General features: G+C 68.3%; 20 protein-coding genes and 2 tRNA genes. 8 read left to right on the top strand and 14 right to left on the bottom strand.

What is annotated here, in order from left to right:
• The 4 genes from mutL to RZA67_RS05860 all read right to left on the bottom strand — a co-directional run bounded on the left by mutL (position 1) and on the right by RZA67_RS05860 (position 5,644).
• A complete protein-coding gene (mutL, locus tag RZA67_RS05875; RefSeq protein WP_317211697.1) occupies positions 1–1,887 on the bottom strand; it encodes a DNA mismatch repair endonuclease MutL in 1,887 nt (628 codons plus the stop codon).
• A 141-nt stretch (positions 1,888–2,028) separates the two neighbouring features.
• A complete protein-coding gene (locus RZA67_RS05870) occupies positions 2,029–3,600 on the bottom strand; it encodes an N-acetylmuramoyl-L-alanine amidase (protein ID WP_317211695.1) in 1,572 nt (523 codons plus the stop codon).
• An 81-nt stretch (positions 3,601–3,681) separates the two neighbouring features.
• Positions 3,682–4,164 (bottom strand): tRNA (adenosine(37)-N6)-threonylcarbamoyltransferase complex ATPase subunit type 1 TsaE, encoded by a 483-nt coding sequence (gene tsaE / locus RZA67_RS05865; RefSeq protein WP_317211694.1) that lies wholly within the window; start codon positions 4,162–4,164, stop codon positions 3,682–3,684.
• Positions 4,157–5,644 (bottom strand): NAD(P)H-hydrate dehydratase, encoded by a 1,488-nt coding sequence (locus RZA67_RS05860; RefSeq protein ID WP_317211693.1) that lies wholly within the window; start codon positions 5,642–5,644, stop codon positions 4,157–4,159. The genes tsaE and RZA67_RS05860 overlap by 8 nt, the downstream gene beginning before the upstream one ends.
• 23 nt (positions 5,645–5,667) lie before the next feature.
• Between RZA67_RS05860 and queG the strand changes: the two genes are divergently transcribed.
• Positions 5,668–6,753, top strand: a complete 1,086-nt coding sequence (gene queG, locus RZA67_RS05855) for a tRNA epoxyqueuosine(34) reductase QueG (protein ID WP_317211692.1) — start codon at positions 5,668–5,670, stop codon at positions 6,751–6,753.
• A gap of 60 nt (positions 6,754–6,813) precedes the next feature.
• Positions 6,814–8,145: an exodeoxyribonuclease VII large subunit gene (xseA, locus tag RZA67_RS05850; protein WP_317211691.1), complete on the top strand. Its 1,332-nt coding sequence runs from the start codon at positions 6,814–6,816 to the stop codon at positions 8,143–8,145.
• 40 nt (positions 8,146–8,185) lie between these two features.
• Here the strand turns inward: xseA and RZA67_RS05845 are convergent, their stop codons facing one another.
• Positions 8,186–9,079, bottom strand: a complete 894-nt coding sequence (locus RZA67_RS05845; protein ID WP_317211690.1) for a M48 family metallopeptidase — start codon at positions 9,077–9,079, stop codon at positions 8,186–8,188.
• Positions 9,080–9,131: 52 nt separating this feature from the next.
• Positions 9,132–10,919, bottom strand: a complete 1,788-nt coding sequence (locus RZA67_RS05840; RefSeq protein WP_317213914.1) for a formylglycine-generating enzyme family protein — start codon at positions 10,917–10,919, stop codon at positions 9,132–9,134.
• Positions 10,920–11,090: 171 nt separating this feature from the next.
• Between RZA67_RS05840 and rnd the strand changes: the two genes are divergently transcribed.
• On the top strand, positions 11,091–12,170 hold the full coding sequence (gene rnd / locus RZA67_RS05835; protein ID WP_317211689.1) for a ribonuclease D: 1,080 nt from the start codon (positions 11,091–11,093) through the stop codon (positions 12,168–12,170).
• A gap of 137 nt (positions 12,171–12,307) precedes the next feature.
• Here rnd and RZA67_RS05830 read toward each other — a convergent pair whose 3' ends face one another.
• Positions 12,308–14,608: a TonB-dependent receptor gene (locus RZA67_RS05830; RefSeq protein ID WP_317211688.1), complete on the bottom strand. Its 2,301-nt coding sequence runs from the start codon at positions 14,606–14,608 to the stop codon at positions 12,308–12,310.
• 216 nt (positions 14,609–14,824) lie between these two features.
• The gene (locus tag RZA67_RS05825) at positions 14,825–17,362 is read right to left on the bottom strand and encodes a Cache 3/Cache 2 fusion domain-containing protein (RefSeq protein ID WP_317211687.1); all 2,538 of its coding nucleotides are present in this window, start codon (positions 17,360–17,362) and stop codon (positions 14,825–14,827) included.
• Between the two features lie 251 nt (positions 17,363–17,613).
• Here RZA67_RS05825 and RZA67_RS05820 point away from each other — a divergent pair.
• Positions 17,614–17,689, top strand: a tRNA-Ala gene (locus tag RZA67_RS05820).
• An 89-nt stretch (positions 17,690–17,778) separates the two neighbouring features.
• Here the strand turns inward: RZA67_RS05820 and RZA67_RS05815 are convergent.
• The 5 genes from RZA67_RS05815 to RZA67_RS05795 all read right to left on the bottom strand — a co-directional run bounded on the left by RZA67_RS05815 (position 17,779) and on the right by RZA67_RS05795 (position 21,268).
• Positions 17,779–17,943, bottom strand: a complete 165-nt coding sequence (locus RZA67_RS05815) for a hypothetical protein (RefSeq protein WP_317211686.1) — start codon at positions 17,941–17,943, stop codon at positions 17,779–17,781.
• A gap of 233 nt (positions 17,944–18,176) precedes the next feature.
• Complete coding sequence (locus RZA67_RS05810; protein ID WP_317211685.1) at positions 18,177–18,731, bottom strand: DUF3299 domain-containing protein; 555 nt, start codon at positions 18,729–18,731, stop codon at positions 18,177–18,179.
• Complete coding sequence (locus RZA67_RS05805; protein WP_317211684.1) at positions 18,731–19,984, bottom strand: ABC transporter permease; 1,254 nt, start codon at positions 19,982–19,984, stop codon at positions 18,731–18,733. Before RZA67_RS05805 ends, RZA67_RS05810 begins: the two co-directional genes overlap by 1 nt.
• A complete protein-coding gene (locus tag RZA67_RS05800; RefSeq protein ID WP_317211683.1) occupies positions 19,977–20,672 on the bottom strand; it encodes an ATP-binding cassette domain-containing protein in 696 nt (231 codons plus the stop codon). Before RZA67_RS05800 ends, RZA67_RS05805 begins: the two co-directional genes overlap by 8 nt.
• Positions 20,669–21,268, bottom strand: coding sequence for a DUF2796 domain-containing protein (locus RZA67_RS05795; protein WP_317211682.1), 600 nt, complete (start codon positions 21,266–21,268; stop codon positions 20,669–20,671). The genes RZA67_RS05800 and RZA67_RS05795 overlap by 4 nt, the downstream gene beginning before the upstream one ends.
• 79 nt (positions 21,269–21,347) lie before the next feature.
• Here RZA67_RS05795 and RZA67_RS05790 point away from each other — a divergent pair, with 79 nt between their 5' ends.
• Positions 21,348–21,752, top strand: a complete 405-nt coding sequence (locus RZA67_RS05790; RefSeq protein ID WP_317211681.1) for a MerC domain-containing protein — start codon at positions 21,348–21,350, stop codon at positions 21,750–21,752.
• 70 nt (positions 21,753–21,822) lie between these two features.
• Here the strand turns inward: RZA67_RS05790 and RZA67_RS05785 are convergent.
• A tRNA-Phe gene (locus tag RZA67_RS05785) sits at positions 21,823–21,898 on the bottom strand.
• 220 nt (positions 21,899–22,118) lie between these two features.
• On the opposite strand from RZA67_RS05785, the gene RZA67_RS05780 reads away from it, so the two are divergent.
• The 3 genes from RZA67_RS05780 to RZA67_RS05770 all read left to right on the top strand — a co-directional run bounded on the left by RZA67_RS05780 (position 22,119) and on the right by RZA67_RS05770 (position 25,163).
• The gene (locus tag RZA67_RS05780; RefSeq protein ID WP_317211680.1) at positions 22,119–22,661 is read left to right on the top strand and encodes a lipocalin family protein; all 543 of its coding nucleotides are present in this window, start codon (positions 22,119–22,121) and stop codon (positions 22,659–22,661) included.
• Positions 22,662–22,823: 162 nt separating this feature from the next.
• Positions 22,824–23,300 (top strand): LEA type 2 family protein, encoded by a 477-nt coding sequence (locus RZA67_RS05775; RefSeq protein WP_317211679.1) that lies wholly within the window; start codon positions 22,824–22,826, stop codon positions 23,298–23,300.
• Between the two features lie 69 nt (positions 23,301–23,369).
• The gene (locus tag RZA67_RS05770) at positions 23,370–25,163 is read left to right on the top strand and encodes an acyl-CoA dehydrogenase C-terminal domain-containing protein (protein WP_317211678.1); all 1,794 of its coding nucleotides are present in this window, start codon (positions 23,370–23,372) and stop codon (positions 25,161–25,163) included.
• The last annotated feature ends 36 nt before the right edge of the window (positions 25,164–25,199 follow it).

Below are 25,199 nucleotides of genomic sequence, written 5' to 3'. Positions count from 1 at the left end.
CTAGCGTCCGCGCAGGAACCAGCGGTCGATCTCCGCCAGCGAGAAGCGGGCCCATGTCGGCCGGCCGTGGTTGCACTGTCCTGAGCGTTCGGTGATCTCCATGTCACGCAGCAGCGCGTTCATTTCGGTCACCGTCAGGCGACGGTTCGCGCGCACCGCGCCATGGCAGGCCATGGTCGAGAGCAGCTCGTCCCGGGCGCTGGCGATGCGGCGACTCTGCCCGTGTTCGCGCAGGTCGGTGAGCACGTCGCGCAGCAGGCCTTCGGGCTCGGCGTTGGCCAGCAGCGCCGGGATGCTGCGTACATGCAGCGACCCGGGGCCGGCGCGGGTGATCTCAAAGCCGAGCGCCACCAGGGTGTCTGCTTCACGCTCGGCAGTGTCGGCATCGCGCTCGCCCACGGCCAGGGTGATCGGCACCAGCAGCGGTTGTGCATGCAGGCCGATGCCATCGTGTGCGGTCTTCAGGCGCTCGTAGCCGATCCGCTCGTGTGCGGCGTGCATGTCCACCACGATCAGCCCTTCGGCATTCTCGGCAAGGATGTAGATGCCGTGCAGCTGGGCGATCGCATAGCCCAGCGGCGGCACACCGGCTTCGGTGCTGGTCTCCGGCAGGCCCTGCGCGCCCGGCAGCGGCGGCAATGCCGTGCTGCGCTCGCCGCCACCGGCGCTGGCGTACAGCGCCGCGTAGGCCGACGGCGCGTCCGCTACCTGCAGCCCCAGCGGCGACTGCTGCGGACGCCAGCTGCCGTAACCTGCACCGCCCGCACCACCGCTGCCGGCCGCTGGCAGGGTGCCACGCGCCAGTCCGTAGCCCGGCGCAGGCAGGGTCGCCGCGTCCGCAGGCAGTGCACCGCCGTGGACGGCGCTGATCTCCTGCGCGCTGGCGCCGGCACGCGTGTCGGCCAGTGCATCCTTCAAGGTGCGGTAGACAAAATCATGGATGAGCCGCGCGTCACGGAACCGCACCTCGTGCTTGGCTGGATGCACATTGACATCCACCCGCGTCGGATCGAGTTCGAGGAACAGCACGTAGGCCGGCTGGCGACCGTGGAAGAGCACATCGCCGTAGGCCATCTTCACCGCGTGAGCGACACTGCGGTCGCGGACCGAGCGGCCATTGACGTAGAGGTATTGCTGGTCGGCACTGGCGCGGGAGTAATGCGGCTGCGCGATCCAGCCGTGCAGGCGCAGCCCGGCCCCGCTGTGGTCCACGCGCACCGCCTGGCGGGCGAAATCCTCGCCCAGCGTCTGGCCGATGCGTTCGTCCGAGTACAGATCGCCCGGCTTGTAGCGCCGCGAGGCCTTGCCGTTGTGCGAGACGCGCAGCTCGACATCGGGACGGGCCAGCGCCAACGAGCGCAGCCATTCCTCGATGTGGCCCAGCTCGGTGCGCTCGGCGCGCAGGAACTTGCGCCGTGCCGGCACGTTGTAGAACAGCTCGCGCACTTCCACCGTGGTCCCCTGCGCATGCGCGCGCGGGGTCACCTCCCCCACCTTGCCGCCTTCGATCTGCAGCGCCGAACCGTGCGCGTCGTCGGCGCGCCGCGAGGCCAGCGTGAAACGGCTGACCGAGGCGATCGACGGCAGCGCTTCGCCCCGGAATCCCAGCGTCGCCACCGCTTCAAGGTCGTCCAGGCTGGCGATCTTGCTGGTGGCATGGCGCGAAACCGCCAGCGGCAACTGCTCCGGCGCGATGCCGATGCCGTTGTCGCGGATGCGGATCAGGCGGACCCCGCCCTCTTCCAGATCGATGTCCACGCGCGTTGCGCCTGCATCGATCGCATTTTCGACCAGTTCCTTGACCACCGACGCCGGGCGCTCGACCACTTCACCGGCAGCAATCTGGTTGATCAGGATCTCCGGCAGCGGCCGGATCAGGGCACTCATCGACGCCTCCGCAGACTCAACGGGGCGACAGGGGCAGCGGCAGCACGGGGGGCGACAACATTCATCCCCCGATGATAACGGGGTCATCGCCGGGTGACGAATCGGGTGACGGCCCGGGGCAGTTGCGCCGTGGCGCGGCGCTTACTTGCTGCCGCCTGCCACGGTGCTGGCCGCATCCATCTCGGCCTGGGCGCGGGCGGCGTACAGAGTGCCCGGCGGTGGCTGGCGGGTAAAGAAGACGTCGACTCCATCGAGCACGGCCGCAGCGATCTTGCGCTGGTAAGCCGGATCCATCAGCCGGCGTTCTTCGTCCGGATTGGAGATGAAGGCCGTTTCCACCAGCATCGCTGGCATGTCCGAGGTGCGCAGCACCGCGAAATTCGCGCGCTCGATGTTCGGCTTGTGGTTGTTGCCGATGCGCTTGAGGCCACCGAGCACATGCGTGGCCGCATCTTCGGAGGCCTTCATGTAACCGCTCTGCGCCAGGTCCAGCAGCACATTGGCGAGGGTCCCCTCGGCCTGCTGCAGGCGCACGCCGCCGATCAGGTCGGCCGCGTTTTCCTTGTCCGCCAGCCAGCGCGCACGCTGCGAGGAGGCGCCCTTGGTCGACAGCACATAGACGGAGGAGCCACGCGCAGCGCGGTTTTCAGCCGCGTCGGCATGGATCGAGATGAAGATGTCGGCCTTGGCCGCACGTGCACGCTGGGCGCGCATCGGCAGCGGAATGAAGACGTCGCTGTCACGCGTCAGGTAGGCACGCAGGCCCTGGGTGGCGTTGACCTGGCGGGCGAGCTCACGCGCAACGGCCAAGGTGATGTCCTTCTCACGCTTGCCGGTGGGTCCGATCGCACCGGGATCCTGCCCACCATGCCCGGCGTCGATGGCCACCACCAGCGGGCGCATGCCCGGCTGCATGCGCACCCGGGAGGCTTCGCTCGGCATGGTCGGGCGCGGCGCGGGCGCCGCCGCTTCGGTACGCGCAGCGACCGCCGGCGCAGGCGCCGGGGTGGGCATTGAGGCAGGTGGCGGGGCCTGCTGAGGCATGCTCTGCCCGGCCAGAATCGCCGCCGGCGTCGGCGCGCTGCCGGCCCCTGCCGAGGCGCCAGCGGGCGTGCTGCTCACCACAGGCGGATTGGCGGGCGGAACACTGGTCGGTCCGGAGGCCGGCGCGGTGCTGGCGCGCTGGGCCTGCGCGGTAAGCAGCGCCGTCGCGCGCGCGGCATCACTGCGCACCTGCGCCGGCGATGGGACGGGTACTGCTGCCGCAGCGGTAGACACCGGCGCCATAGCGGCCGGCGTGCTCGCCGCGGTGGCCGGCCCGTCGCCTGGCCACTCGATCACCAGCCGCGACTCGGCGCCCTGCTGCTGCATCTGCGGTCGGAACGGGGCGACGTTGTCGGCCAGTTCGAACACCACGCGGAACGTACCGGGCACCGGCTGCCCGGTGCGCACGGCGGTGACCACACCAGCGGCGGCCGGCAGCTTGAGGCTGCGCGCGGCGGTTGAATCAGGGAAGTCGACGACCAGACGATTCGGCGCGGACAACGACAGGGTCTTGTAGCCCCCCGCGCCGGACAGTGCGATCTCCGCACGCGTGCCGGTGGCGCCGGTGCCCAGATTGACCTGGCGGATCTCGCCCGCCCAGGCGCTCAGACTCGCCAGGGCGAGCCCGACGGCGGAGCAGACGGCAAGGGTGCGATGAGCCAGTGACATGGTCAGGATTCAATCACCGCGCTGAACGAAATGCAACCCGTTTTTCCTTAATAATCCGTGACTTTGCGACGCAAGTTGCGGTCAGCTGGCAGAAAGAGCGCGCAAGTCATCCACGGCGGCCAGCTGCTTCACCCAGGCTTCACCGCTATCGCTCAGCGCGATGAGACGCGCACTGCGTCCTTCACCGTCGATCGCCAGCTCCACTCTCAGGTCGGTCGGTGGCAGCACACCCTGCCCGCGTTCGGGCCACTCCACCAGCCAGAGGCTGGCACTGCCTTCATCCAGCCCGAGAAAGTCCAGCTCGCCTGCGCCGCCGATGCGGTACAGGTCCAGATGCCACGCCTCGCTGCCATCGGCCAGTGGATAGCGCTCGATGAGCGTGTAGGTCGGGCTGCGCACGGCGCCCTGCACTCCCAGCGCACGCAGCAGCGCGCGTGCGGTGGTGGACTTGCCGGCCCCCAGGTCGCCCTGCAGTTCCACCAGCGCCTGCGCTGGGCGCGTGCGTGCCAGCAGCTGGCCCAGCAGGTCGGTGTGGTCGGGCGTGGGCAGATACAGTTCAAGCATGGTGCAGGTCCGGGTTGCAGCGCCGGCGCAGAGGCGCCAGCAGATCGGTGGGAAGCAGGCCGCGCGCACCGCCGTGGGCGGCGTCATCGCCGGCCAGGCCATGCAGCAGGGCGCCGCAGGCCGCGGCGTCAAACGCCTCCAGGTGCTGCGCACGCAGCGCGGCAATGATGCCCGTCAGCAGGTCACCCATGCCACCGACCGCCATGCCGGGGTTGCCCGCGTCGATCACCGCGCATGTGCGGCCGGGTCCGGCTACTACGCTGCCGGCGCCCTTGAGCACCACCACGGCGTTGTAACGCTCGGCCAGCGCTGCGGCGGCGCCGAAGCGATCACCCTGCACCTGCGCGGTGCTGCAGCCGAGCAGGCGTGCAGCCTCGCCCGGGTGCGGCGTCAGAATCGCCCCGGGCAGCGGCAGTGGCGCAGCGGCGAGCAGGTTCAAGGCATCGGCATCGACGACCAGCGGCAGACCGCTGTCGCGGGCCTGCTGCCACAGGGTATGGGCCCACGCGTCCTGGCCCAGTCCCGGTCCGATGGCCAGCACGGTGGCCCGGGCCAGCAACGGCTGCAGAGAGGGTGCATCGTCCAGCGCATGCACCATCGCCTCAGGCACGCGCACCAGCGCCGCCGTCACGTGCGCCGCGCGGGTGGCCAGACTGGTCAGCCCTGCCCCGCTGCGCAGCGTGGCCTCGGCGGCCAGCAGGACGGCGCCGCCGCTGCCATGGTTGCCGCCCACGCACAGCACGTGGCCCGAATCGCCTTTGTGTGCGTTGCGGCGGCGGGCCGGCAGGTGCGCAGCGAGACGTTCGGCCTGCCAATGGCGGGCCGCTGCCTGTACGCCCTGCCACGCTGCTGCCGGCAGCTCAAGCGGTGCAAGGTCCAGCACGCCGCCGTGTTCCAGCGCTGCGCCGGTATGCAGCCCCCGATGGCGCACGATGAACTGCAGCGTGCGCTGCGCGCGCACGGCCGCCCCGGCAATCGAGCCACGATCGGCATCCACGCCGCTGGGAACATCCAGCGCCAGCACCGGTGCCGGGTGCACATTGATCGCCTCGATCAGGCGCTGCGCCGCAGGGCGCGGCGCCTGTTGCAGGCCCAGCCCAAGCAGCGCGTCGACCACCAGATCAGCACCGGGCAGGTCATGCGCGCGCTGCTGCACACTGCCGCCTGCGGCAAGCAGTTCTTCCGCAGCACGCTGCGCAAGTGACGTGGCCGGTGTCCAGCCGGGCGCGCCCAGCACGGTGACCTGGCGGCCGGCGCGCAGCGCATGGCTGGCCAGCACCAGCCCGTCGCCCCCGTTGTTGCCGCTCCCCACCACCACGCATATCCGCTGCGCACGCGGCCAGTACTGCAGCAGGTAGCGCCAGGCCGCGAGGCCGGCAGCGCTCATCAGCCGCCAGCCGTCGTCACCGTGGAGGGCCGAGGTCTGGGCGTCGAGCGTGCGCGCGGCGGCGGAATCAAAAAGATCGGAGAGCTCAGGCATGCGGGGATTCTATACTTGGCAGGATGTCCGACGATCACACCTTGCCGCCCGCCATCGCTGCCGACCCTGCCGAGGCCGTGCAGCGCATCCGCGCACTGGCGCGCGCCCACGGCTTTCAGCGCTGCGGCATTGCCGGCATTGAACTGGGCGAGGACGAAGCCCATCTGGCCGACTGGCTCGGCAAGGGGCTGTACGGCACGATGGACTGGATGGCCCGGCATGGCACGCTGCGCGCGCGCCCGGCCGAGCTGCTGCCCGGTACCGTGCGGGTGATTTCGGTTGGCATGGATTACAGCCACAAGGACGATACCGAAGCGTGGGCCACCCTGGCCGATCCCGGCCGCGCCTACGTCGCCCGCTACGCGCTGGGCCGCGACTACCACAAGCTGATGCGCAACCGGCTGCAGAAACTGGCGTCGCGCATCAGCAGCGAAGTCGCGCCGCTGGGTTACCGCGTATTCGTCGATTCGGCGCCGGTACTCGAACGTGCGCTGGGCCGCAACGCCGGCCTTGGCTGGATCGGCAAGCACACCTGCCTGATCGACCGCCACGGTGGCTCCTGGTTCTTCCTCGGCGAGATCTACATCGACCTGCCGCTGCCCGTGGACGCCCCGGCGACCGCCCACTGCGGGACCTGCACCCGCTGCATCGACATCTGCCCGACCCAGGCCATCATCGCGCCGCAGCGGCTGGATGCGCGCCGTTGCATCTCCTACCTGACGATCGAGCACGAGGGCAGCATTCCCGAACCGATGCGGCCGCTGATCGGCAACCGCATCTATGGCTGCGACGACTGCCAGCTGATCTGTCCCTGGAACAAGTTCGCCAAGCGCACCGATGAAGCCGATTTCCGTGCCCGCAACGAGCTGGACACCGCGCGGCTGGACCAGCTGTTTGCCTGGGACGAAGACGAGTTCATGCGGCGTACCGAAGGCAGCCCGATCCGTCGCAGCGGCCATGAGCGCTGGCTGCGCAACATCGCCGTGGCGCTGGGCAACGCTCAAAGCAGCGAGGCCACGCTGACGGCCCTGCACAGCCGCAGCGACCATGCCTCCCCGGTGGTGCGCGAGCACGTGCAGTGGGCATTGGCGCAGCACGCGTCAGGGTGAACGATCAACGGCAACGTGCGATGCTGCACGTCTGTTTCCGCCTTGCCGCACTGCCTGCCCATGTCCCTGCCCGCCCCCGACATCCTGACGCCGAGCCAGCTCAACACACTGGCCCGTGATCTGCTGGAAAGCAGTTTCCCGGCGATCTGGGTCGAAGCGGAGCTGGGCAGTGTGGCGCGCCCCGCTTCGGGACACCTGTATTTCACCCTCAAGGATGCACGGGCGCAGCTGCGCGCGGCGATGTTCCGCATGAAGGCGCAGGCGCTGCGCTTCGTGCCGCGCGAAGGCATGCGCGTGCTGGTGCGCGGCCGGGTCACCCTGTACGACGCCCGTGGCGAGTACCAGATGGTCCTCGAACACATGGAGGAGGCCGGCGAAGGCGCGCTGCGCCGCGCGTTCGAGGAGCTCAGGGCACGGCTGCAGGCCGAAGGTCTGTTCGACGAAACCCGCAAACGCGCCTTGCCCGCCCATGTGCAGCGGCTGGCGGTGATCACCTCGCCGACCGGCGCCGCCGTGCGCGACGTGTTGAGCGTGCTGGCACGTCGCTTCCCGCTGTTGGAAGTGGAGCTGTTGCCCACCCTGGTACAGGGCGCAAGCGCCGCTGCGCAGATCACCCGCCTGCTGCAGGCCGCCGATGCGAGCGGACGCTATGACGTGATCCTGCTGACGCGTGGCGGTGGCTCGCTGGAGGACCTGTGGGCCTTCAACGACGAAGCGCTGGCGCGGGCGATCGCCGCAAGCCTGACGCCCGTGGTTTCGGCGGTCGGCCATGAGACCGACTTCAGCCTCAGCGATTTCGCCGCCGATCTTCGTGCACCCACGCCATCGGTCGCCGCCGAACTGCTGGTTCCCGACCAGCAGGACCTTGTGCGGCGCCTGCGTCGTGACGCCGCGCGTCTGGTGCAGCTGCAGCGGCACGCGCTCGGCCAGGCAATGCAGCAGGCCGACCGCCTGCTGCTGCGCCTGAACGCACTCAGCCCGCAGGCGCGGCTGCAGGCCCTGCGCCAGCGGCACGCCGAGCTGGGCCGCCGCCTGCACGCCGCCAGCCAGCAGCAACAACAGCACCGCCAGGCACGCCTGCGGCACGCGGCCGCTGTGCTGCGCGGGCATCACCCGCAGCGCCAGCTCGACGCGCTGGGCCAGCGGCTGCAGGCCGTCGGCAACCGACCGCTGGCGGCCGTGCAGCGCCAGCTGCAACGCGAGCAGCTGCGCCTGCGTGGCCTGGCCCGCTCGATGGAGGCGGTCAGCCCGTTGGCCACGGTGGCCCGCGGCTACAGCATCGTGACCCGGCAGGATGACGGTGTGCTGGTGCGCAGTGTCGGCGATGTCAAACCCGGTGACGCCCTGCAGGCGCAGGTGAGCGACGGCGTGATCGATCTGCTGGCCCGCTGAGCGGGCCGGCGGGCGCTGACGCCCGCGACCATGCCACGCGTCAGCGCGCGCTTTCGCAGAAGCGCTGGCGGTACTCCATGGCCTTGGGGATCAGGGCCTGCAGGTTCTGGATACGGGTGCCGGGGTTGGGATGGGTGGAGGCGAACTCCGGCTGCGAACGGCCACCACTGGCCTGCCCCATGCGTTCCCACAGCGGCACCGCCTCGCGCGGGTCAAAGCACGCCGCAGCGGCCAGCATCAGCCCGACCTCGTCGGCCTGGGTCTCATGGGTGCGCGCGTAAGGCAGCAGGTAGCCATAGCCCATGGCCGCCATCACCATCTGCTGCTGCTGCGGGTCCATGCCACTGGCGGCGCCGGCCATCTGCCCGATCTGGGTCAGTTTCTGCTGCGCCATGCGCTGGGCGCCATGCCGCAGCAAGGCGTGGGTGATTTCATGGCCCATCACCACGGCCATCGCATCGCGCGAGCGCGCCACCGGGATCAGCCCGGTGTACACCGCCATCTTGCCGCCCGGCAGGCAGAACGCATTGGCCTGCTCGGACTCGATCACATTGACTTCCCAGTCGAAATCGCGCGAGAAATGCTGTGCCTGCTGCCCGTGCTCCTGCGCGAGGGCGGTTTCCACCACGTCGACCTTGGCGATCAGCCGCTGGGCGATGTCGCGCACATCGCGCGCAACCGGCGTGCTGGGATCCACCGGCCGCTCCTGCGCAAGAATCTGCTGGTAGGCCTGCAGGCCCAGCGCCTTTTCCTGGCTGGCATCGAGCCCGCTGTCGATGAGCACCGACTCGCCGGTATAGGGGTCCACCGAGCGGTTGGAAAACCAGTACCAGGCCCCGTAGCCGATGAACAGCAGCAGGATGCCCCAGCGCACGTTGCCGAACAGGCCACGACGACGCGGCTGCGGCGAACGGGAATAGCGGTCGTTGGCCATCGCATCGTCCTCAGAGCCCGCCAACGGCGGCGGGCAGCGCGCTCATCCTAGCTCAGATTCCGCGCACCAGACGGAAGCCGATGCGTGCGCTGGTGGTGTCCGAATCCTGCGACTGCCGCCAGGCCGCGCGGGTCTGCTCCGGCGAGTTGGCCCAGTTGCCGCCGCGGATCACCCGTGCCCGGCAGCCCGGATTGAACCAGGCGGCCCCATCGGCCGGCGCCCGACGGTAGCTGGCGTGCCAGCAGTCTGCCACCCATTCGCTGAGATTGCCGGCCATGTCATACAGGCCCCACGGGTTCGGCTTGAAGCTGCGCACCGGCGCCGCGCCCCAGTAGCCGTCGCCATAGCCCACAAAAGCATTGGCCCAGTGCCTGCCCGAGGGCGAGACATCGTCGCCGCCGGTGAAATTGCCGGTGTCCGCGGGTGGCACCCCCTCATTGCCCCATGGGTAGCGGCCCGAGCGACCGGCACGCAGCGCGTATTCGAATTCGGCTTCGCTGGGCAGGCGATAGGCAAAGCCGGTCTGATCGGACAGCCAGGCTGCGTACCCTTCGGCATCGCGCACGCTTACGTGCATCACCGGCTGGTTGGCCAACGCCGCGCCGCCGTCGTAATCCGAGCGCCAGTCCACGCCACTGCGACGGATGAAGTTGCCGCTGCGCTCGTCGTAGACCACCGAGTGGCCGCGGCGGGTAGCGCGCGGACGCGCGTTGGTTGCTTTGACGAAGCGCGCGAAGTCGGCCACGGTCACCTCGGTCGCCGCCATCGCAAAGCCGCGCTCGAAGCGTACGTAATGGGCAGGCCGTTCGGCATCGCTGGCGCCCGGCTCGGTCAGCCCGGCACCCATCTGGAACCCGCCATGAGGTACCACCACCATTGCCGGCCCGAGCCCGCCGTCGCGCAGCGGGTCGCTGAACACCTGCCCGGGGCGGAAGCTGCCGTAGTAGGTCGCCAGGTCGATACGTTCGCGCAGCAACGCCACAGCCTCATCGCCCGGCAGCGCGATGCGCATCGCCTCGGCCAGTTTTTCCCGCGCCGGCTTGAGGCCCTGTGGCGTAGCCAGGTCGGCCAACCCCTGGTCGCGCAGACGCGCCAGTATCTGCCTGCGGATCACCTCGATCCGCTCGAACGCATCGGCGATGGTCGGCGAGGCACTGCGCACGTTGCTGGCCTCGGCCAGCCAGACCCCGGCGGCCGCAAAATCAGCGGCGCGGGCCGCCTCCTCGGCGCGCGCGATCAGGCCGCTCTCGGCAGCGGCAAGGCCCTGTCGCGCGCGCACGTCGTCCGGCTCCAGCGCCAGCGCCTCGCGGAAGTTCTGCAGCGCGCCGTCGCCGTTTTCGCCGATGCGCCCGGCGCGCAGATCATCCTCGCCGGCCCGGTTGAACGCCACCACCCGCTGGCGGCGCTCGACATCGGCCTGCAGGGCGCGCACCTGTTCTTCCTGCGGCGCCAGGGTGAGCAGTACCAGTGCGATCTGCGCGGCCTCGGCCAACGCCTGCCGCTGTTGCAGCGGGCGCTGCAGCAGTGCACGTGCCTGCAGCAGCAGGGTCTGCCGGGCGCGTTGCAGCCCCCGACGTGCCGCCTGGTCATCCGGGTCAAGCGCCTGCAGCGCCAGCCAGATCGGAATGGCGTCCTCGGCGCTGGCATACAAGCGTCCCTCGCGCTGGGCGAGCTCGGCCTGCCGCCGGGCCTGGCGGCGCTGCTGCGGGTCGATCACCACCGCAGGTGGCGTCCAGCGCTGTACCGTCTCAGCCTCGCCGTCACCGGCGATGGTGACCGTACCGGTTGCCTCGGCGTCGGACGCGCCGGCCGCAGCCGCAGCGGGAGGCCGCGCGGCCACGGCCTTCGCCGGCGGCTCGGTGTCACAGCCAGCCACGCCCAGCGCGCACAGCAGGGGCAGCAGCAGGAACGGGCGCGGCAGTGGCAAAACGGACTCCTTCAACACAGGTGCTGGCCGACGTTAGGCTATTCTCCCCTGCTTGAGCAATCACGAGCAGCAGACCGAACCCACGTGGCTATCTGGATCAACACCCCCGCAGCGCTGGACGTTTACTACCAGCAGGGCCCGACGCGTGTCGGCCTGGACACCGAATTCATCCGCGAGCGGACCTTCTGGCCACAGCTCGCGCTGGTACAGATGGCGGTCGGCGAAGACATCCTTCTGATCGACCCGCTGGCGCCAGGCATGGCCGAGGCGCTGTGTCCGTGGCTGACCGACGAACGCATCGTCAAGGTGATGCACAGCGCCAGCGAGGATCTGGTGGCGTTCAAGCACACCTGCGGCGTGATGCCGCGCCCTTTGTTCGATACCCAGATCGGCGCGGCACTGGCCGGCATCGGGGCCGGCATGGGCTACCAGAAGCTGGTGCAGGAGATCACGGGCGTGGCCCTGGCCAAGGGCGAAACCCGCTCGGACTGGATGCGCCGCCCGCTTTCCGAGGCGCAGCTGCGCTATGCCGCCGACGATGTGGAGCACCTGTTCGCGCTGCACGATGCGATCGGCGCGAAACTGGAGGCGCTCGGTCGCACGCAGTGGCTGCATGATGACGGCGAGCGCCTGCTCGGCGCCGTGGCCAATGATGACGACCGCTGGCCGCACCTGTCCATGCGTTCGGCCCAGTTTCTCGACGCCCCGGCCCAGCACCGGCTGCTGCGCCTGCTGCGCTGGCGCGATGGTCAGGCCCGCAGCAGCGATCGCCCGCGCAGCTGGATACTGGACAACGAACTGGCCGCCACGCTGGCGCGCGTTCCCCCTGCGGACGAGGTTGCACTGGGCAAACTGTTCGAGCAGTTCCCGAAGGCTCCGCGCAAGCTGGCTGGCGCGGTGTGGCAGGCGCTGGTGACGCCGCTTGAGGATGAAGGACAGGCACCGCTCGCGCTGCCGGCCAGCGACAGCAACAAGCAGGCGCTGAAGAAGCTTCAGGATGCGGTAGCCCAGCGCAGCCGGGAGCTGGAGCTGGCCGACGGCGTGCTGGCCTCGCGCAGGCATCTGGAAAGCTATCTGGAAAGCGGCCAGTGGCCGGCCGCGCTCGCCGGTTGGCGTCAGCAGGAGCTGGAAGCACGGCTGCAGCCCCTGCTGCCGACGCGTTGATCACACGATCGGCCCGCAGCAGCGGTGGCGCCGGGCCAGGCCCGGCGTGCGCAGCGCGGAACGGGTGGGCGACGACCAACGGTCGTCCCCCGGACCTTCGGCCGATACCCGCTGCTGCGGGTGCCGGGTGCCAGCCGTTACCAGTTCACGTTGAGCGAGACGCCCACGGTGCGCGGTTCGTTGTACACCGCGGCCATGTAGTTCTCGATCGCACCCTTGAGGTTCTTCTCATTGGTGATGTTGCGCGCGAACAGCGCCACTTCATATGCGCCGTAGTTGCCCGAGTAACCCACGCGCAGGCCGCCTTCGAAATCCCCCTTGGAGTTGAACTCGGCGCTGTCATACAGCACGAAGCTGGTGTAGCCCTGCTTGTTCCAGTCTGTGGAGACGAACAGGGTGTTCGCATCGCTGAGCGGGATGTCATAGCGCGCGGCCAGGTTGAGGTTGTATCGGGGCGCGTTCGGCAGCGGGTTGCCGTTGATCCGGGCAAAGGTATTGGCACCGACCTTGATGGTCGGATCGTTCACCGTGCACACCACCACGCCGTTCAACGCGCAGACCTGGGCGTAGACCCGGTCGTCCTTGATCTCGCTGTGCAGCAGGCTCACACCGGCGCTCAAGGTGAGGTTGGGGATCGGCCGCAGCTCCATGTCCGCCTCCAGCCCGTAGGCGCGCGCCTTGTCGGCGTTGAACAGCACGCCGTTGCCGTCAGAGTCGTTGCCGTTGAGCTGGATGTCATTGACCGTGTAGGTGAACGCGGTGGCGTTCAGGCGCAGGCGGTTGTCCCACAGGCTGCTCTTCACGCCTGCTTCCCAGGACAGGATGGTTTCCGAATCGGCGGTGGTGAAGTCGGCGTTGAACACCGCCGAGCGTCCCTGGATGGTCGGGCCGCGGAAGCCGCGGGCGACCTTGGCATAGACGCCGACCTGGCTGTTGATCTGGTACATCGCGCTGACGTCCCAGCTCGGCGTGGTGTCACTCAGGGTGACGTCGGTGCGGCCGCGGTAGGTCACCACACCAGCGGCGGTATCGGCGGTCTTGAGCAGCCGCGTGCGCTTCTCATCGCGGGTCTGGCGCAAGCCTGCGGTGAGGCTGAGCTTGTCGGTGAGCTGGTAGCTGAGCTGGCCAAAGCCAGCCCAGGACGTGTTGGTGTTGCGCAGGCGGACCCAGTTGTTCGGGTTGCGCGCCGCGCCCTGCAGGAACCAGGCGCGCTGGTAGAAATCGGTGACGTCGCGGCTGTCAAAGTAGAAGGCACCCACCTGCCATTTCAGACGGTCATCGCCGGTGCTGGCCAGGCGCACTTCCTGCGTCCACTGGTCGAGATCACGCACCTGGCCCATCGACTGCCCGTAGCCGTTGGCCACGCCATTGACCGGGTAGTTCGCCGCCGCGCCGCCGTCGGTATCGCCGCGGCTGTAGCCGCTGGTGGTTTCGTAGGCGGTGATCGAGGTCAGCTCAATGGCGCCGAAATCGTAGGTCGCCTTCAGCGAGCCACCGTAGGTTTCATACGCCTGCGGGTTGTCGTTGGCCTCGTCATAGGCCACCTGGTCACGCGAGCCCGTCGGGCGGTTGGAGCCCTTGCGCAGCGCCTGGCGCAGGAACAGGGTCGAGGTCCCTTCGTAGTCGCGCGCATGTGCCGATGCCAGCAGCGAGAACTGCTCGGTGGGGGTGAGCAGCAGCTGGGCACGCACATTGCGGTCGTTGAAGCCGCCCATCGCATTCCGGCGCGGGGTGCGCGTGCCGTCGGCGCTGGGGCCGCCGTAGGTGTTGTCGACGTAGTCGTCGCGGTGCTGGTACAGCGCCGACACACGGAAGGCAGCGATGTCGTTGATCGGACCGCCGATGCCACCATCGATGGCCACGCTGTTGTGAGTGCCGTAGCTGGCGTTGACCCGGCCACCCGGGTCCTGGCTCGGCTTGATGCTGTCGAACTTGACGATGCCGGCGGTGGTGTTGCGGCCGAACAGCGTACCCTGCGGGCCGCGCAGCACTTCGATCTGGTCCACGTCGTAGACCGGGTTCGACTTGAGCACCACATGCTCGAGCACCACGTCGTCCTGGATGATCGACACTGGCTGCGAAGCGCCGAGGTAGAAGTCGATGTTGCCCAGCCCACGGATGTAGAACCGCGGGAAGATACGACCGGTGGTGGTTTCTGCGTAGAAACCCGGCACCTTGCCGGACAGCGCCAGCAGCGTGTCGTCACCGCCAGCGGTGTATTCGCGCATGCGCTCGCCCTGCACCACCCCGACCGATACCGGCACCTCCTGCAGGTTCTGTTCGCGCCGCTCGGCGGTCACGGTGATGGCATCCAGCGCCGTGGCGCTGGGAGCGGAAGCGGCCTGCTGGGCAAGTGCCGGCAGCGAAAGGGTGGCGGCCAGGCCAGCACAGGCCAGCGCCAGGGGATGACGACGGAACGATCGGGTACGGAAGGACATGCAGGAGCTCGCGGTGCGTCCGTGCGGCCTGCGCGGGCCGGGCGGCGGGAAGAAGTCGAAGGCGCCGCCGCACCTTAGGGCGTTGATGTGTCAGTTTGGTGGCACAGCGTCACGTTTTGACGCATTTACCACCTTGGACGTGGCCAGCGCGGGGGCCCTGCCCCGCGCTGCCGTCATCTCAACGCGGCCTGTGCCGGCCCTGCAGCCGGCCTGTTCTCAGGCCAGCGCAGGGGCGCTGGCAGGCAGCCGGAAACGCTTGGCTGCCGTCTGCAGGGCATGTGCCTGCGCATCCATCGCCCGCGCCGACGCACTGGCTTCCTCGACCAGCGCCGCATTCTGCTGGGTCACCCCGTCCATCTGCACGATGCCCTGGTTGACCAGCTCGATACCGGCCGACTGCTCCTGGCAGGCACTGGCGATCTGCTCGATGAGTCCGCCGAGTTCGCTGATGGCGCCCACCACCTGCTGCATCGTGCGGCCGGCCACCTCGGCCTGGCGCCCCCCCGCGCTGACCTTCTCCACCGAATCGCTGATCAGACCCTTGATCTGGCCGGCGGCTTCGGCCGAACGCTGCGCCAGCGCGCGCACCTCGCTTGCCACCACCGCGAAGCCTCGACCCTGCTCGCCTGCGCGCGCCGCTTCGACCGCGGCATTGAGCGCCAGCAGGTTGGTCTGGAATGCGATGCCGTCGATGACCCCGATGATCTGCGCGATCTGCTGCGAGGAGGCTTCGATCTGCCCCATGGTCTGCACCACGTCGGCCACTGCCCGGCCACCGTCGCCGGCCACGGCGGCCGCGTCGGCCGCCAGCTGGTCGGCACGCCGGGCGTGCGCCGCGTTCTCGCGCACGGCCGAGGTCATCTCCTCCATCGAGGCGGCCGACTCTTCCAGGTTGGCCGCCTGCTGCTCGGTGCGGCGGGAAAGGTCCTCGTTGCCGGCGGCCAGCTCGGCCGCTGCATCGCTCACCGCACCAGCCGACTGCTGGATGCCGCCGATGATGTGGGTCAGCGCGCTCACCGTGGCATTGGCATCGTCGCGCATGGTAGCGAACACGCCCTGGAACTGGCCCTCGATGCGATGGCGCAGGTCGCCCTTGGCAAGGTTTCGCAGCAGATCCGAGAGCGCGGCCAGGTTGTGATCGGCGGTGATCATCAGCTGGTTCAGCCCTTCGATCATCCGACGGAAATCATGGTGGAATGCCTGCGCGTCGCCGCGCACGCTGAAGTCCCCGGCAGCAGCGGCATCCACCATCTGCTGGATCTGTCCGTTGATGGCCAGCAGGCGCCCGCGCACACCGTTGACTGCGGCGGTGATGCGCGCCTTTTCGCCCGGCAGGGCCGCCATCTGCTGTGACAGGTCCCCCTCGGCGTAGCGCTGGACCAGATCGACCATCGCGAACTTGGTCTCGATATGGGCGCGCACCAGCTCGTTGGTGCCCTCCACCATCGTGCGGAAGCGGCCTTCGAACTGGGCCGGGTCGATGCGGAAGCTGATGGTGCCTTCGGCGTGGCGCTGGCTCATCTCATCCTGTGCGGCGATGATCTGCCGCAGCTTGCCCTGCATCTGCTGCATGCTGCGCATCAGCTGGCCGACTTCATCGTTGCGACCCACCACGATCTCACCGTCCAGGCGGCCGGCCGCCACATCGCGGGCGACCTGACCGGCCTGCGCCAGTGGACGGGTGAGCAGACGACGCATTGCCAGCAGAACCACCGCGATGATGAGCACGAGCGCCACCAGGCTGACGGCGGCGATGCGCACCAGGCTGGCCTGCAGGACGTCATCGAGCACCGAGACCGGCTCCATGCCCAGCACCAGCCAGCCCCACGGTGCATAGGGCTGTGCGGAGACGAAATAGGCCTTGCTGCTGCCGTCGGCGGCGCGCAGGCGCAGCTGTACCGGCTGCTGCGAACCTGCCACCAGCTGCTGCAACCGCGGCAGGTCGTCGGCCTCGACGCGCGATTCGATTTTCTCGCCCTCGGCGACGGGCGCGGCCACGATGCGGCCGCTGTCGGCACCGGGACGCACATCGACAACACTGAAGTAGCCCTCGCGGCCGAGCGTGGCCGTGCGCAGCCGCTCCTGCAGCGCAGCGAGCCCCTGCGCATACTGCTGGCCGATGAAGGCGATGCCCACCACCTCGCCAGCCGCATTCTTCAGCGGCGCGTAATGGGTCATGTAGTCCTCACCGAACAGCTTGGCCGGGCCGGTATACGCCTGCCCCGCCGCGAGCCGGGCGTAGGGCGTGCCGGCCGGGTCCAGCGCCGTGCCCAGGACGCGCTCGCCCTCGGGGTTGCGCAGCGAGGTGGCGACCCGGACGAAGTCCGCACCGTCGCGCACGAACAGCGTTGCCACACCGCCGGTGGCTTCGGCAAAACGGTCTACCGCCTGCATGTCCAGATTCAGGACGTGCTCGCCCATGCGCAGGGTGGGCACGCTGCGTTGACCGATCTGTACCGGCGAAGCGGGGTCCACGCCAGCGGTACCTGATGGCAGCATGGCGTTGAACAACCCGGCCATGTGGGCCGTGCTTTCGCCCAGGCTGCGATCATAAAGCTGCACCGAATCGCGCATCAGCCCGGTACTGGTCTGCAGGCCAGCTTCCACGCGTTGCTGGTAGCTGCTGGCAGTCTGCCGGTAGACAAGGACCGCCAGCAGCAGCAGCGCCACCGCAGCAACGCCGCTGATCAGTGCGGCAAGCCGGAAGCCGATGGAAGGGGAACGGGAAAGCACGGTGGCGACATCGCTCGTCATCGTTGCAGCTACTCACATCATGGAAGGGGTGCGAATAACGTTATCGGCACCAAAGTGGTACGGCTTTACCTGCCCGTAGGGGTCCCCTTACAGCGCCAAAAATGTCGTAACCCACTGATATGACTGGCATCTTGCGTGAAGACGCCCTCACAAAGCGGAACTGATGTTCAGAGTATTCCCGACAGCCCATCCGGGCTCTCGCAGCGGGCTTGGCAAGGATTCAGCGCGTGGTCTACACTTCAAATCACCGTGGGGCCATAGCTCAGCTGGGAGAGCGCGTCGTTCGCAATGACGAGGTCAGGAGTTCGATCCTCCTTGGCTCCACCACTTATCACGCAGAAAGCCCCGGGACCCTGTCCCGGGGCTTTTTGTTTTTGCATGTCCGGGCGGTGCCGGCCAGAGGCCGGCAATCTGTATCAGCGCGGCGTCTGCCCGCGCGGCGGGCGGCGGTTGTGCGTGTCGTCGATCTGCTGGTCGGTCTGGCCCGGGCGCTGCTTGGCCACATCGTCCTGCTTGCGGTCCTGCTGGCTTTCCTGCACGCCCTGACGGTCGTGCTCTTCATTCTTGGTGGCGTCGTTCATCGTGCGTCTCCTGGATGAGCGCCTCACGCTAGCGACGCACGCGTCAGCATCTGATCAGCACGATGTGACGCGCTTGCATGGACTGGCGAGCGGCGACCACAATCAGTCCCCACCTCGACACGGATGTCCGGTATGCAAGTACTATTACCAGACCCAGATCCACGCGGGCGCGGCGCGCCAGCTGCGTTTTTCTCCGTAGCGCAGGCCCGTCCCGCGCGTCCAGCGCGCGGCGCTCACGGCGCATACGGACGCAGCACCGCGTCGTCCATGCGGTAGGCCGAGCCGGCCAAGGCCCCTTCCATGCGATCAGCGCGCAGGTGGCCATCGAGGTAGAACGGCGAGTACATGTCCGGCATGGGGATCGGTTCGGCCAGCTGCACCAGCACGATCTGGTTCGGTGGTGGCGGTGGCACATGGATGCAGGCGCCGTAGGAGGGCACGAACAGAAACCCGCGCAGTCGTCCATCGCCGGTCGTGTCCAGTGGCACGACATAACCGGGCAGGCGCACCGGCCGGTCCAGCACTCCCGCTACCGTGTGGAAGGTGCCGTACTGCGGCATCTGCTGGCGGCCCCGATGCTCGATCTCCGGTCCATCGCCACGTTGCAGCGCGGCCAGCTCCTCCGGCGGCAGCATGTCCAGCCAATCCAGTTCGGTCATCGATGCAGGCGCCGCAGCGCTGCCGCCGCGGGCATCGCCCGCCGGCGTGATCTCGTGTGCATCACGCGGTCCGGTACAGGCGCATGTCGTGGCAAGCAGCAGAAGCAGCAGCAGGTGTGGAGCGCGCATCATGTCTGCGGTGAGAGTCCGTCGGCCAGCGTGCGCCGGTAGGCCAACGCCGCAGGCAGCAGCGCGGCTGACGCACTGAGCAGCAGCACGCCCACCACCCAGGCCAGCTCGCGCGCGTCGGGCCAGATGCGGGTGATGGACAGACCGAACTCGGCCAGCGCCCACCCGCGACCCAGTGCACTGGCTGTGACCAGCGCCACCAGCGCCAGGACGCAGCCCAGCGCGCTGGTGATCAGCGCTTCGAGCACCAGCAGCCCGGCGACATGGACAGGACGGGCACCGGCAGCGCGCAGGATCGCCATTTCCCGCCGCCGCGCCTGCAGCGTGGAAACCAGCAACGCCACCAGCGAGACCAGGCCCAGCACCACGACCATCGCGCTGACCAGCCGCAGCGCGCGCTCGGTCGTACCCAGCGATTGCCACAACTGCTGCAGCGTTACCCCTGGCATGATCGCCAGCAGCGCCTCGTCCGGAAACATATTGATGTGCCGCTGCACAGCGAAGGTCGCGATGCGGCTGTCCAGGCCGAGCATGACGGCGGTGATGCTCTGCGGAACGTGATCGCGCAGGTTCAGCTGCATCGCGTCGCGCCGCTGGCGACGCAGGTGCACGCCCGACTGCCAGTCTACGTGGATGGCCTCGATGGCAGGCAGCGACACCAGTACCGAGCTGTCTACCGGTGTGCCGGTGCGCTGCAGAATGCCGCTGACGCGGAACGGCGTGTCGTCATGCGTGTGCAGGCTCACCGCACCCGTGCCATGGGCGAGCACGATGCGATCACCCAGCTGCAGGCCGAGCGCGCGGGCGACCTCGGCGCCGATGGTGGCATCGAACAGCTCGTCGAATGGGCTGCCCTCGGCAAACGCCAAGGCAAGTCCGTCGCCGTACCGATAGTGTGCGAAGTAGGCAGGGGTGGTGCCGACCACACGGTAGCCCCGGAAGGAGTCACCCAATGACAGTGGCACGGTCCATTTCACCTGCGGCAGTGCCGCCAAGGCCTCATAGGACGACCAGGAGATGTTGTTGGTGGGGTCACCGACATGGAACACCGAATACAGCAGCAGGTTCACCGGCCCCGAGCGCGCGCCCACGATCAGATCGGTACCCGATACCGTGCTTGCAAATCCTTCGTGCGCCTGCACGCGTACGCGTTCCACGCCCAGCAGCAGGGTCACACTGAGGCTGATCACCATCACCGCCAGCGCGACACAGAGCGTACGGCTGCGCAGACTGGCCCAGGCCAACTCAAGCATGCGTGCACTCCCGGAGGGCCGTTGCGTCCAGTACCACAACGCGGTCGAACAAGGCATCCAGCTGCGGATCGTGGCTGACGACCACCGCCGTGGTGTGGTTCTGGCGGCATTGCGCGAACATCAGCGTCAACAGGGCCGATGCCGCTTCGGGGTCCAGCGCGGACGTCGGCTCGTCGGCCAGCAGCAGCGAAGGCGACCCGATCAGCGCGCGGGCTGCGGCCACGCGCTGTTGCTGTCCCACACTCAGCTGCCCGGCCCTGTGCGCAGCAAGTCCGGGCGCCAGGCCCAGCGCACCAAGCAGCCGGCGCACCTCGTCGTCAACCGTAGTGGTCAGGCGCGCGCGGCGTGCGGACGAGAACGCCACGCCCAGCGCAATGTTGTCGCGCACGCTCAGGTACGGCAGCAGGTTGAACTGCTGGAACAGCACCCCGAGATGCTCGGCGCGGAAGCGGTCACGCTGCGTCGCGCTCAGTCGTTCCAGTGCGTGGCCGACGATGCTTATGTGGCCCTGCCATGGCAGGGCGATGCCCGCCATCAGGCCGAGCAGGGTGCTCTTGCCGCTGCCACTGGCGCCGCGCACCAGCACGCGTTCCCCTGCGCCGATGCGCAGCTGCGGCACCGCCAGCACGGTCTGGGTGCCATGGCCGGCCTTCAGGCCTGTGATGTCGATCGCTGGCGCGGCACTCATGGCGCGAGTTCGACACGCACGTTGGCAGCGTCCAGTACGGCGCGGCCCTGCGCGGCGGGCGTGACGGTGTTGACCACCACCTTTTGGAGACCGGGGAACCGGCGCGGAAGGATGATATCCAGCGCGCGAAGGGCAGTGACCGAGGTGCAGCGATAGCGCACCGACGCCTTGAAACCCGCGGGCAGGTGGTCGTGGTGGGGTGCCTGGTCGACCTCACCTGCGTGCGGGCTCACAGTGGCAAAGCCGTCGGCGCGCGCCGAAGCGTCAACGATGCGGCAGCCTGCGGCCGGAGGCAGGCGTATCCAGTCTGCGCCCTGCAGGATGCGCTGGGCGCGGACAAGCGCCGCCCGCTCCTGTGCCGTTGCCGGTGCGCGTTCGAAATCGAGGATGCCGATGCCGGGAGCGTCCAGCGCGATTTCCAAGGTCGCCCCCTCCAGCGCCAGATCCACGACGGCCTGGCCGTGCACATGCGCCGCGTGATGCCGCGGCGCGTGGGCCAGGCCGGTGGTGGAAAACAGAAGCAATGGCAGAAAAACGGCAGAGCGCATCGTCGGCACCTCATGTAATGTTATACTGTAACACATGAAATCGAGCAAACGTTCTTCATCGATGCCGGCGCCAGTGCGTTGCGTGCGGCCGTCAACGCGCTGGCATCGGCATCTGGACCTGACCGGCGTGGGGCTATCGCTTGCGTGCGCGCTGCATTGCGCTGCCCTGCCCCTGCTGCTCGCGTTCGTGCCTGCGGCGATGATGGCGCTGCGCTCGTTCCAGCATCCGGCGCACGGAGCGATGACGCTGCTGCTGGTGCTGTCACGGTGGGAATGGGCGTTCGCCCTGATGGCCTCGACGATCGCGCTGTCCAGCACCTTGATCGGCGCACGTCGGCACCATCAGCGTCTGCCGATGTTCATGGCCGAGTGCGGCGCTGTACTGTTGCTGGCCGCCTCACTGATCGAACCGCTGAAGGAGTCGTTGACCGGACATGCGGTGGCCACCTGCGTGGGCGGCGCGCTGCTGGCCGCTGCGCATTGGCGCAACCGTCGGCTGCTGCAGGCCGGGCGTGGACAGGCGCACAGTTGAACCCACCGACGCGACCGGAAAAACAAAACAAAAAAAAGGGCCTGCATCGCTGCAGACCCTTTGAAACGAGTGGTGGCCGAGGACGGAATCGAACCGCCGACACGGGGATTTTCAATCCCCTGCTCTACCAACTGAGCTACTCGGCCACTTGTTTCGTTGCAGCGCTGTCGCTGCCGAGGACGCGAATATTACGGATGTCCTCACGGTTCGGCAAGCCTTTTTCAAAAAAAAATTCACATTCGTTGCTGCGCGACGTCGATCACCCGGCAAGGGCTTGATGGAAGACCAACGCGCGCGTGCGGTTCACGCGTTCGCGCACGCGCGGCGCTTAGGCTGGCGCCCGGTCCCCTCCTGAAGGAAATCGTCATGAAGCTTCGTCTGTTTTCGGCACTGGCGGTGGCCGGCCTGCTGGCGTCGGTACCGCCGGCCAGCGCGGCCGAGCCGGTACGCGCTGTGGCCGATCTGGACTTCAGCCGCTATGCCGGCACCTGGCACGAGATCGCCCACCTGCCGGTGTCGTTCCAGAAAAAATGCCTGGGCGACATCACCGCCACCTACGCACTGCGCGACGAGGGCAAGGTCAGCGTGGTCAACCGCTGTCGTACAGCCGACGGCACCATTGAAGCCGAGGGCGTAGCGCGCCCGGTGGCCGGTGCGCCTGGCAAGCTGGAAGTGCGCTTTGCGCCTGCGTGGCTTTCCTGGCTGCCGATGGTGTGGGCCGATTACTGGGTGATCGCGCTGGACCCGGAGTACCAATGGGCCGTGGTCGGCGAACCCGACCGGCGCTACCTGTGGATCCTCTCGCGCGCGCCGACCATGTCCGCCTCGCAGCTGGAGACGCTCAAGGGCCGTGCCGAGGCAATGGGCTATGAGCTCTCGGCATTGCAGGTGATGGCGCCGGTCAACTAGGCCGCGCGACAGCGCGCTGAACGCAGCGCGCCGCTCGCCCACGATCACGGTGCGCCCGCAAGCGGGCAACGGCTACCCTTGGCGGTGGATCGAGGCTGCCCTCGACATGACCATACGCCGTAGTATCCTCTAGCCCTGCCTTGCCAGAAAGGACCAGCACCGATGTCCACGCGTTTCCGTCTCGCCCTGGTTTCCCTGTCCCTGCTTGCCTTGGCCGCCTGCAACAGCGGCAACGTAAAGCGCGTGTCCGAGCCGGCCAGCAGCCTGCAGCAACTGGCGGTCGGCGCAGACGGGAGCTGGACGGTCTCGCTGCGGCTGCAGAACTACAGTTCGATGCCGATGCGCTTTGACGACGTTGCGCTGCGGCTGGACGTGAACGACGTGCAGGCCGGCACGCTGGCTCTGCAGCCGGGTCTGTCCATTGGCGGCGTTTCGGCCGACGTGGTGCAGGCCACCTTGAAGCCCAGCGCCGAGGCGCGCCTGGTGGTTGCTGATGCGCTGGCCAGCAACCGGACGCTGGCCTACACGCTGGAAGGCACGGTGAGCGCAACACCGGAAGACAAGAAGCAGCGGAGCTTCCAGATCAAGAACCGCAGCACGCTCAACCAGGCCCCCGGCCTGCCCGGCGTGCTGCGCTGAGCCGGTCGATGCGACCGGCGCCCTGTGCGGCCCTGCGCCGCTTTCCCACCCCAGAACGAGATGTGACCGATGAGCCGCTACGCCGCACCGCTGTCCGACCTTCGTTTCGCCCTGCATGACGTGCTGCAGGTCGAAGCCCTGTTCGCCCGCCTTGGCTTTGCCGATGCCACCGCCGATGTGGTCGACGCGGTGCTGGAAGAAGCCGGTCGTTTCAGTGGCAGCGTGCTGGCGCCGCTCAACAGCGTGGGCGATGAAATCGGCTGCGTGCTGGATGCCATGCGCGGCGAAGTCACCACCCCGCCCGGCTTCAAGCAGGCCTACGACCAGTTCGTGGAGGGGGGCTGGACCGGCCTGACCGCCGCCCCGGAACTGGGTGGCCAGGGCCTGCCGCACACGCTGGGGGTTCCACTCAACGAGATGATCAACGCGGCCAACCTGGCCTGGGGCAACTTCCCGTTGCTGTCGCACGGCGCCATCGAAGCGCTCAAGCAGCACGGGCAGCCGTGGCAGCACGAGGCGTTTCTCAAGCCGCTGATTGAAGGGCGCTGGACCGGCACCATGTGCCTGACCGAGCCGCACTGCGGCACCGACCTTGGCCTGCTCAAGACCCGCGCCGAACCCAATGCCGACGGCAGCCATGCCATCACCGGCACCAAGATCTTCATCACCGCCGGCGAGCACGACCTCACCGACAACATCGTTCACCTGGTGCTGGCCAAACTGCCCGATGCTCCGGCAGGTGCCAAGGGCATCTCCCTGTTCGTCACGCCCAAGTTCAAGGTCGACCGCGAAGGCAACGTGGGCGAGCGCAACGCGCTGCGCGTAGGCTCCATCGAGCACAAGATGGGCATCAAGGGCTCGGTAACCTGCGTGATGAACTTTGACGGCGCCCAAGGCTACCTGGTCGGCGAACCGCACAAGGGCCTGCAGGCGATGTTTACCATGATGAACACTGCACGCCTGGGCGTGGGCCTGCAGGGCATCGGCCTGTCCGAGCGGGCGTACCAGAACGCGCTGGCCTATGCGCGCGAGCGCCTGCAGTCGCGCTCGCTCAGTGGCGTCAAGGCACCGGACAAGCCGGCCGACCCGATCCTGGTGCACCCGGATGTGCGGCGCATGCTGCTGACGATCAAATCGCTGGTCGAAGGCAGCCGCTTGCTGGCGCTGCACGCAGCCACCCTGATCGACGTGGCACACCGCGCCAAGGATGCCGACGAGCGCGAACGGGCCGACACGCTGGTGAGCTTCCTGACCCCGATCTCCAAGGCCTGCCAGACCGAATGGGGCATCGAGAACACCTACAACGCGCTGCAGTGCTTCGGTGGCCACGGCTACATCCGCGAGCATGGCATGGAGCAGCTGGCACGCGACGCGCGCATCACCACCCTGTACGAAGGCACCACCGGCATCCAGGCGCTGGACCTGATCGGGCGTAAAACCGCCGCCAGCGCAGGCGCCGGACTGAAGCTGATGCTGGCGCAGATCGAGGCGTTTGCACAGGAACACGAAGGCAATGCCGCGCTGGCAGAGTTCATCGCCCCACTTCGGGAAAAGGCCGCCCAGTGGGCGGCACTGACCCAGGACGTGCTGGGGCGCGCGGCCGGCAATCCGGACGAACTCGGTGCCGCCAGCCACGACTATCTGTTCTATTCCGGCTATGTGGTGCTGGCCTACTGGTGGGCCCGCAGCGTGGCCGCCGCCGATGCCAGCAGCCACAGCGACGCGTTCAAGCAGGGCAAGCGCGAAACCGCACGCTTCTACTTCGCGCGCGTACTGCCGCGCACACTGGCGCACGCTGCCGCGATCCAGGCCGGTGCCGCGTCGCTGATGGACATGGACGACGCCCGCTTCGGCGCAGCGTAAGCCGTGGAGCCGGGCACAGCCCGGCTGCCGCAGTGT

Origin of the sequence: Stenotrophomonas sp. C3(2023) (assembly GCF_032911385.1) — a bacterium.
GTDB lineage: Bacteria > Pseudomonadota > Gammaproteobacteria > Xanthomonadales > Xanthomonadaceae > Stenotrophomonas.
Note: the sequence above shows the minus strand (reverse complement) of the source record. Positions and strands in the feature narration are given on the sequence as shown.

Excerpts from the sequence above, each read along its gene's own strand:
- RZA67_RS05870 (WP_317211695.1), bottom strand. The coding sequence starts at position 3,600 with ATGTCACTGGCTCATCGCACCCTTGCCGTCTGCTCCGCCGTCGGGCTC.
- RZA67_RS05830 (WP_317211688.1), bottom strand. The coding sequence starts at position 14,608 with ATGTCCTTCCGTACCCGATCGTTCCGTCGTCATCCCCTGGCGCTGGCC.
- queG (WP_317211692.1), top strand. The coding sequence starts at position 5,668 with ATGTCCGACGATCACACCTTGCCGCCCGCCATCGCTGCCGACCCTGCC.
- RZA67_RS05805 (WP_317211684.1), bottom strand. The coding sequence starts at position 19,984 with ATGCTTGAGTTGGCCTGGGCCAGTCTGCGCAGCCGTACGCTCTGTGTC.
- xseA (WP_317211691.1), top strand. The coding sequence starts at position 6,814 with ATGTCCCTGCCCGCCCCCGACATCCTGACGCCGAGCCAGCTCAACACA.
- mutL (WP_317211697.1), bottom strand. The coding sequence starts at position 1,887 with ATGAGTGCCCTGATCCGGCCGCTGCCGGAGATCCTGATCAACCAGATT.
- RZA67_RS05780 (WP_317211680.1), top strand. The coding sequence starts at position 22,119 with ATGAAGCTTCGTCTGTTTTCGGCACTGGCGGTGGCCGGCCTGCTGGCG.
- RZA67_RS05825 (WP_317211687.1), bottom strand. The coding sequence starts at position 17,362 with ATGACGAGCGATGTCGCCACCGTGCTTTCCCGTTCCCCTTCCATCGGC.
- RZA67_RS05775 (WP_317211679.1), top strand. The coding sequence starts at position 22,824 with ATGTCCACGCGTTTCCGTCTCGCCCTGGTTTCCCTGTCCCTGCTTGCC.
- tsaE (WP_317211694.1), bottom strand. The coding sequence starts at position 4,164 with ATGCTTGAACTGTATCTGCCCACGCCCGACCACACCGACCTGCTGGGC.
- RZA67_RS05845 (WP_317211690.1), bottom strand. The coding sequence starts at position 9,079 with ATGGCCAACGACCGCTATTCCCGTTCGCCGCAGCCGCGTCGTCGTGGC.
- RZA67_RS05815 (WP_317211686.1), bottom strand. The coding sequence starts at position 17,943 with ATGAACGACGCCACCAAGAATGAAGAGCACGACCGTCAGGGCGTGCAG.
- RZA67_RS05770 (WP_317211678.1), top strand. The coding sequence starts at position 23,370 with ATGAGCCGCTACGCCGCACCGCTGTCCGACCTTCGTTTCGCCCTGCAT.
- RZA67_RS05860 (WP_317211693.1), bottom strand. The coding sequence starts at position 5,644 with ATGCCTGAGCTCTCCGATCTTTTTGATTCCGCCGCCGCGCGCACGCTC.
- RZA67_RS05800 (WP_317211683.1), bottom strand. The coding sequence starts at position 20,672 with ATGAGTGCCGCGCCAGCGATCGACATCACAGGCCTGAAGGCCGGCCAT.
- RZA67_RS05810 (WP_317211685.1), bottom strand. The coding sequence starts at position 18,731 with ATGCGCGCTCCACACCTGCTGCTGCTTCTGCTGCTTGCCACGACATGC.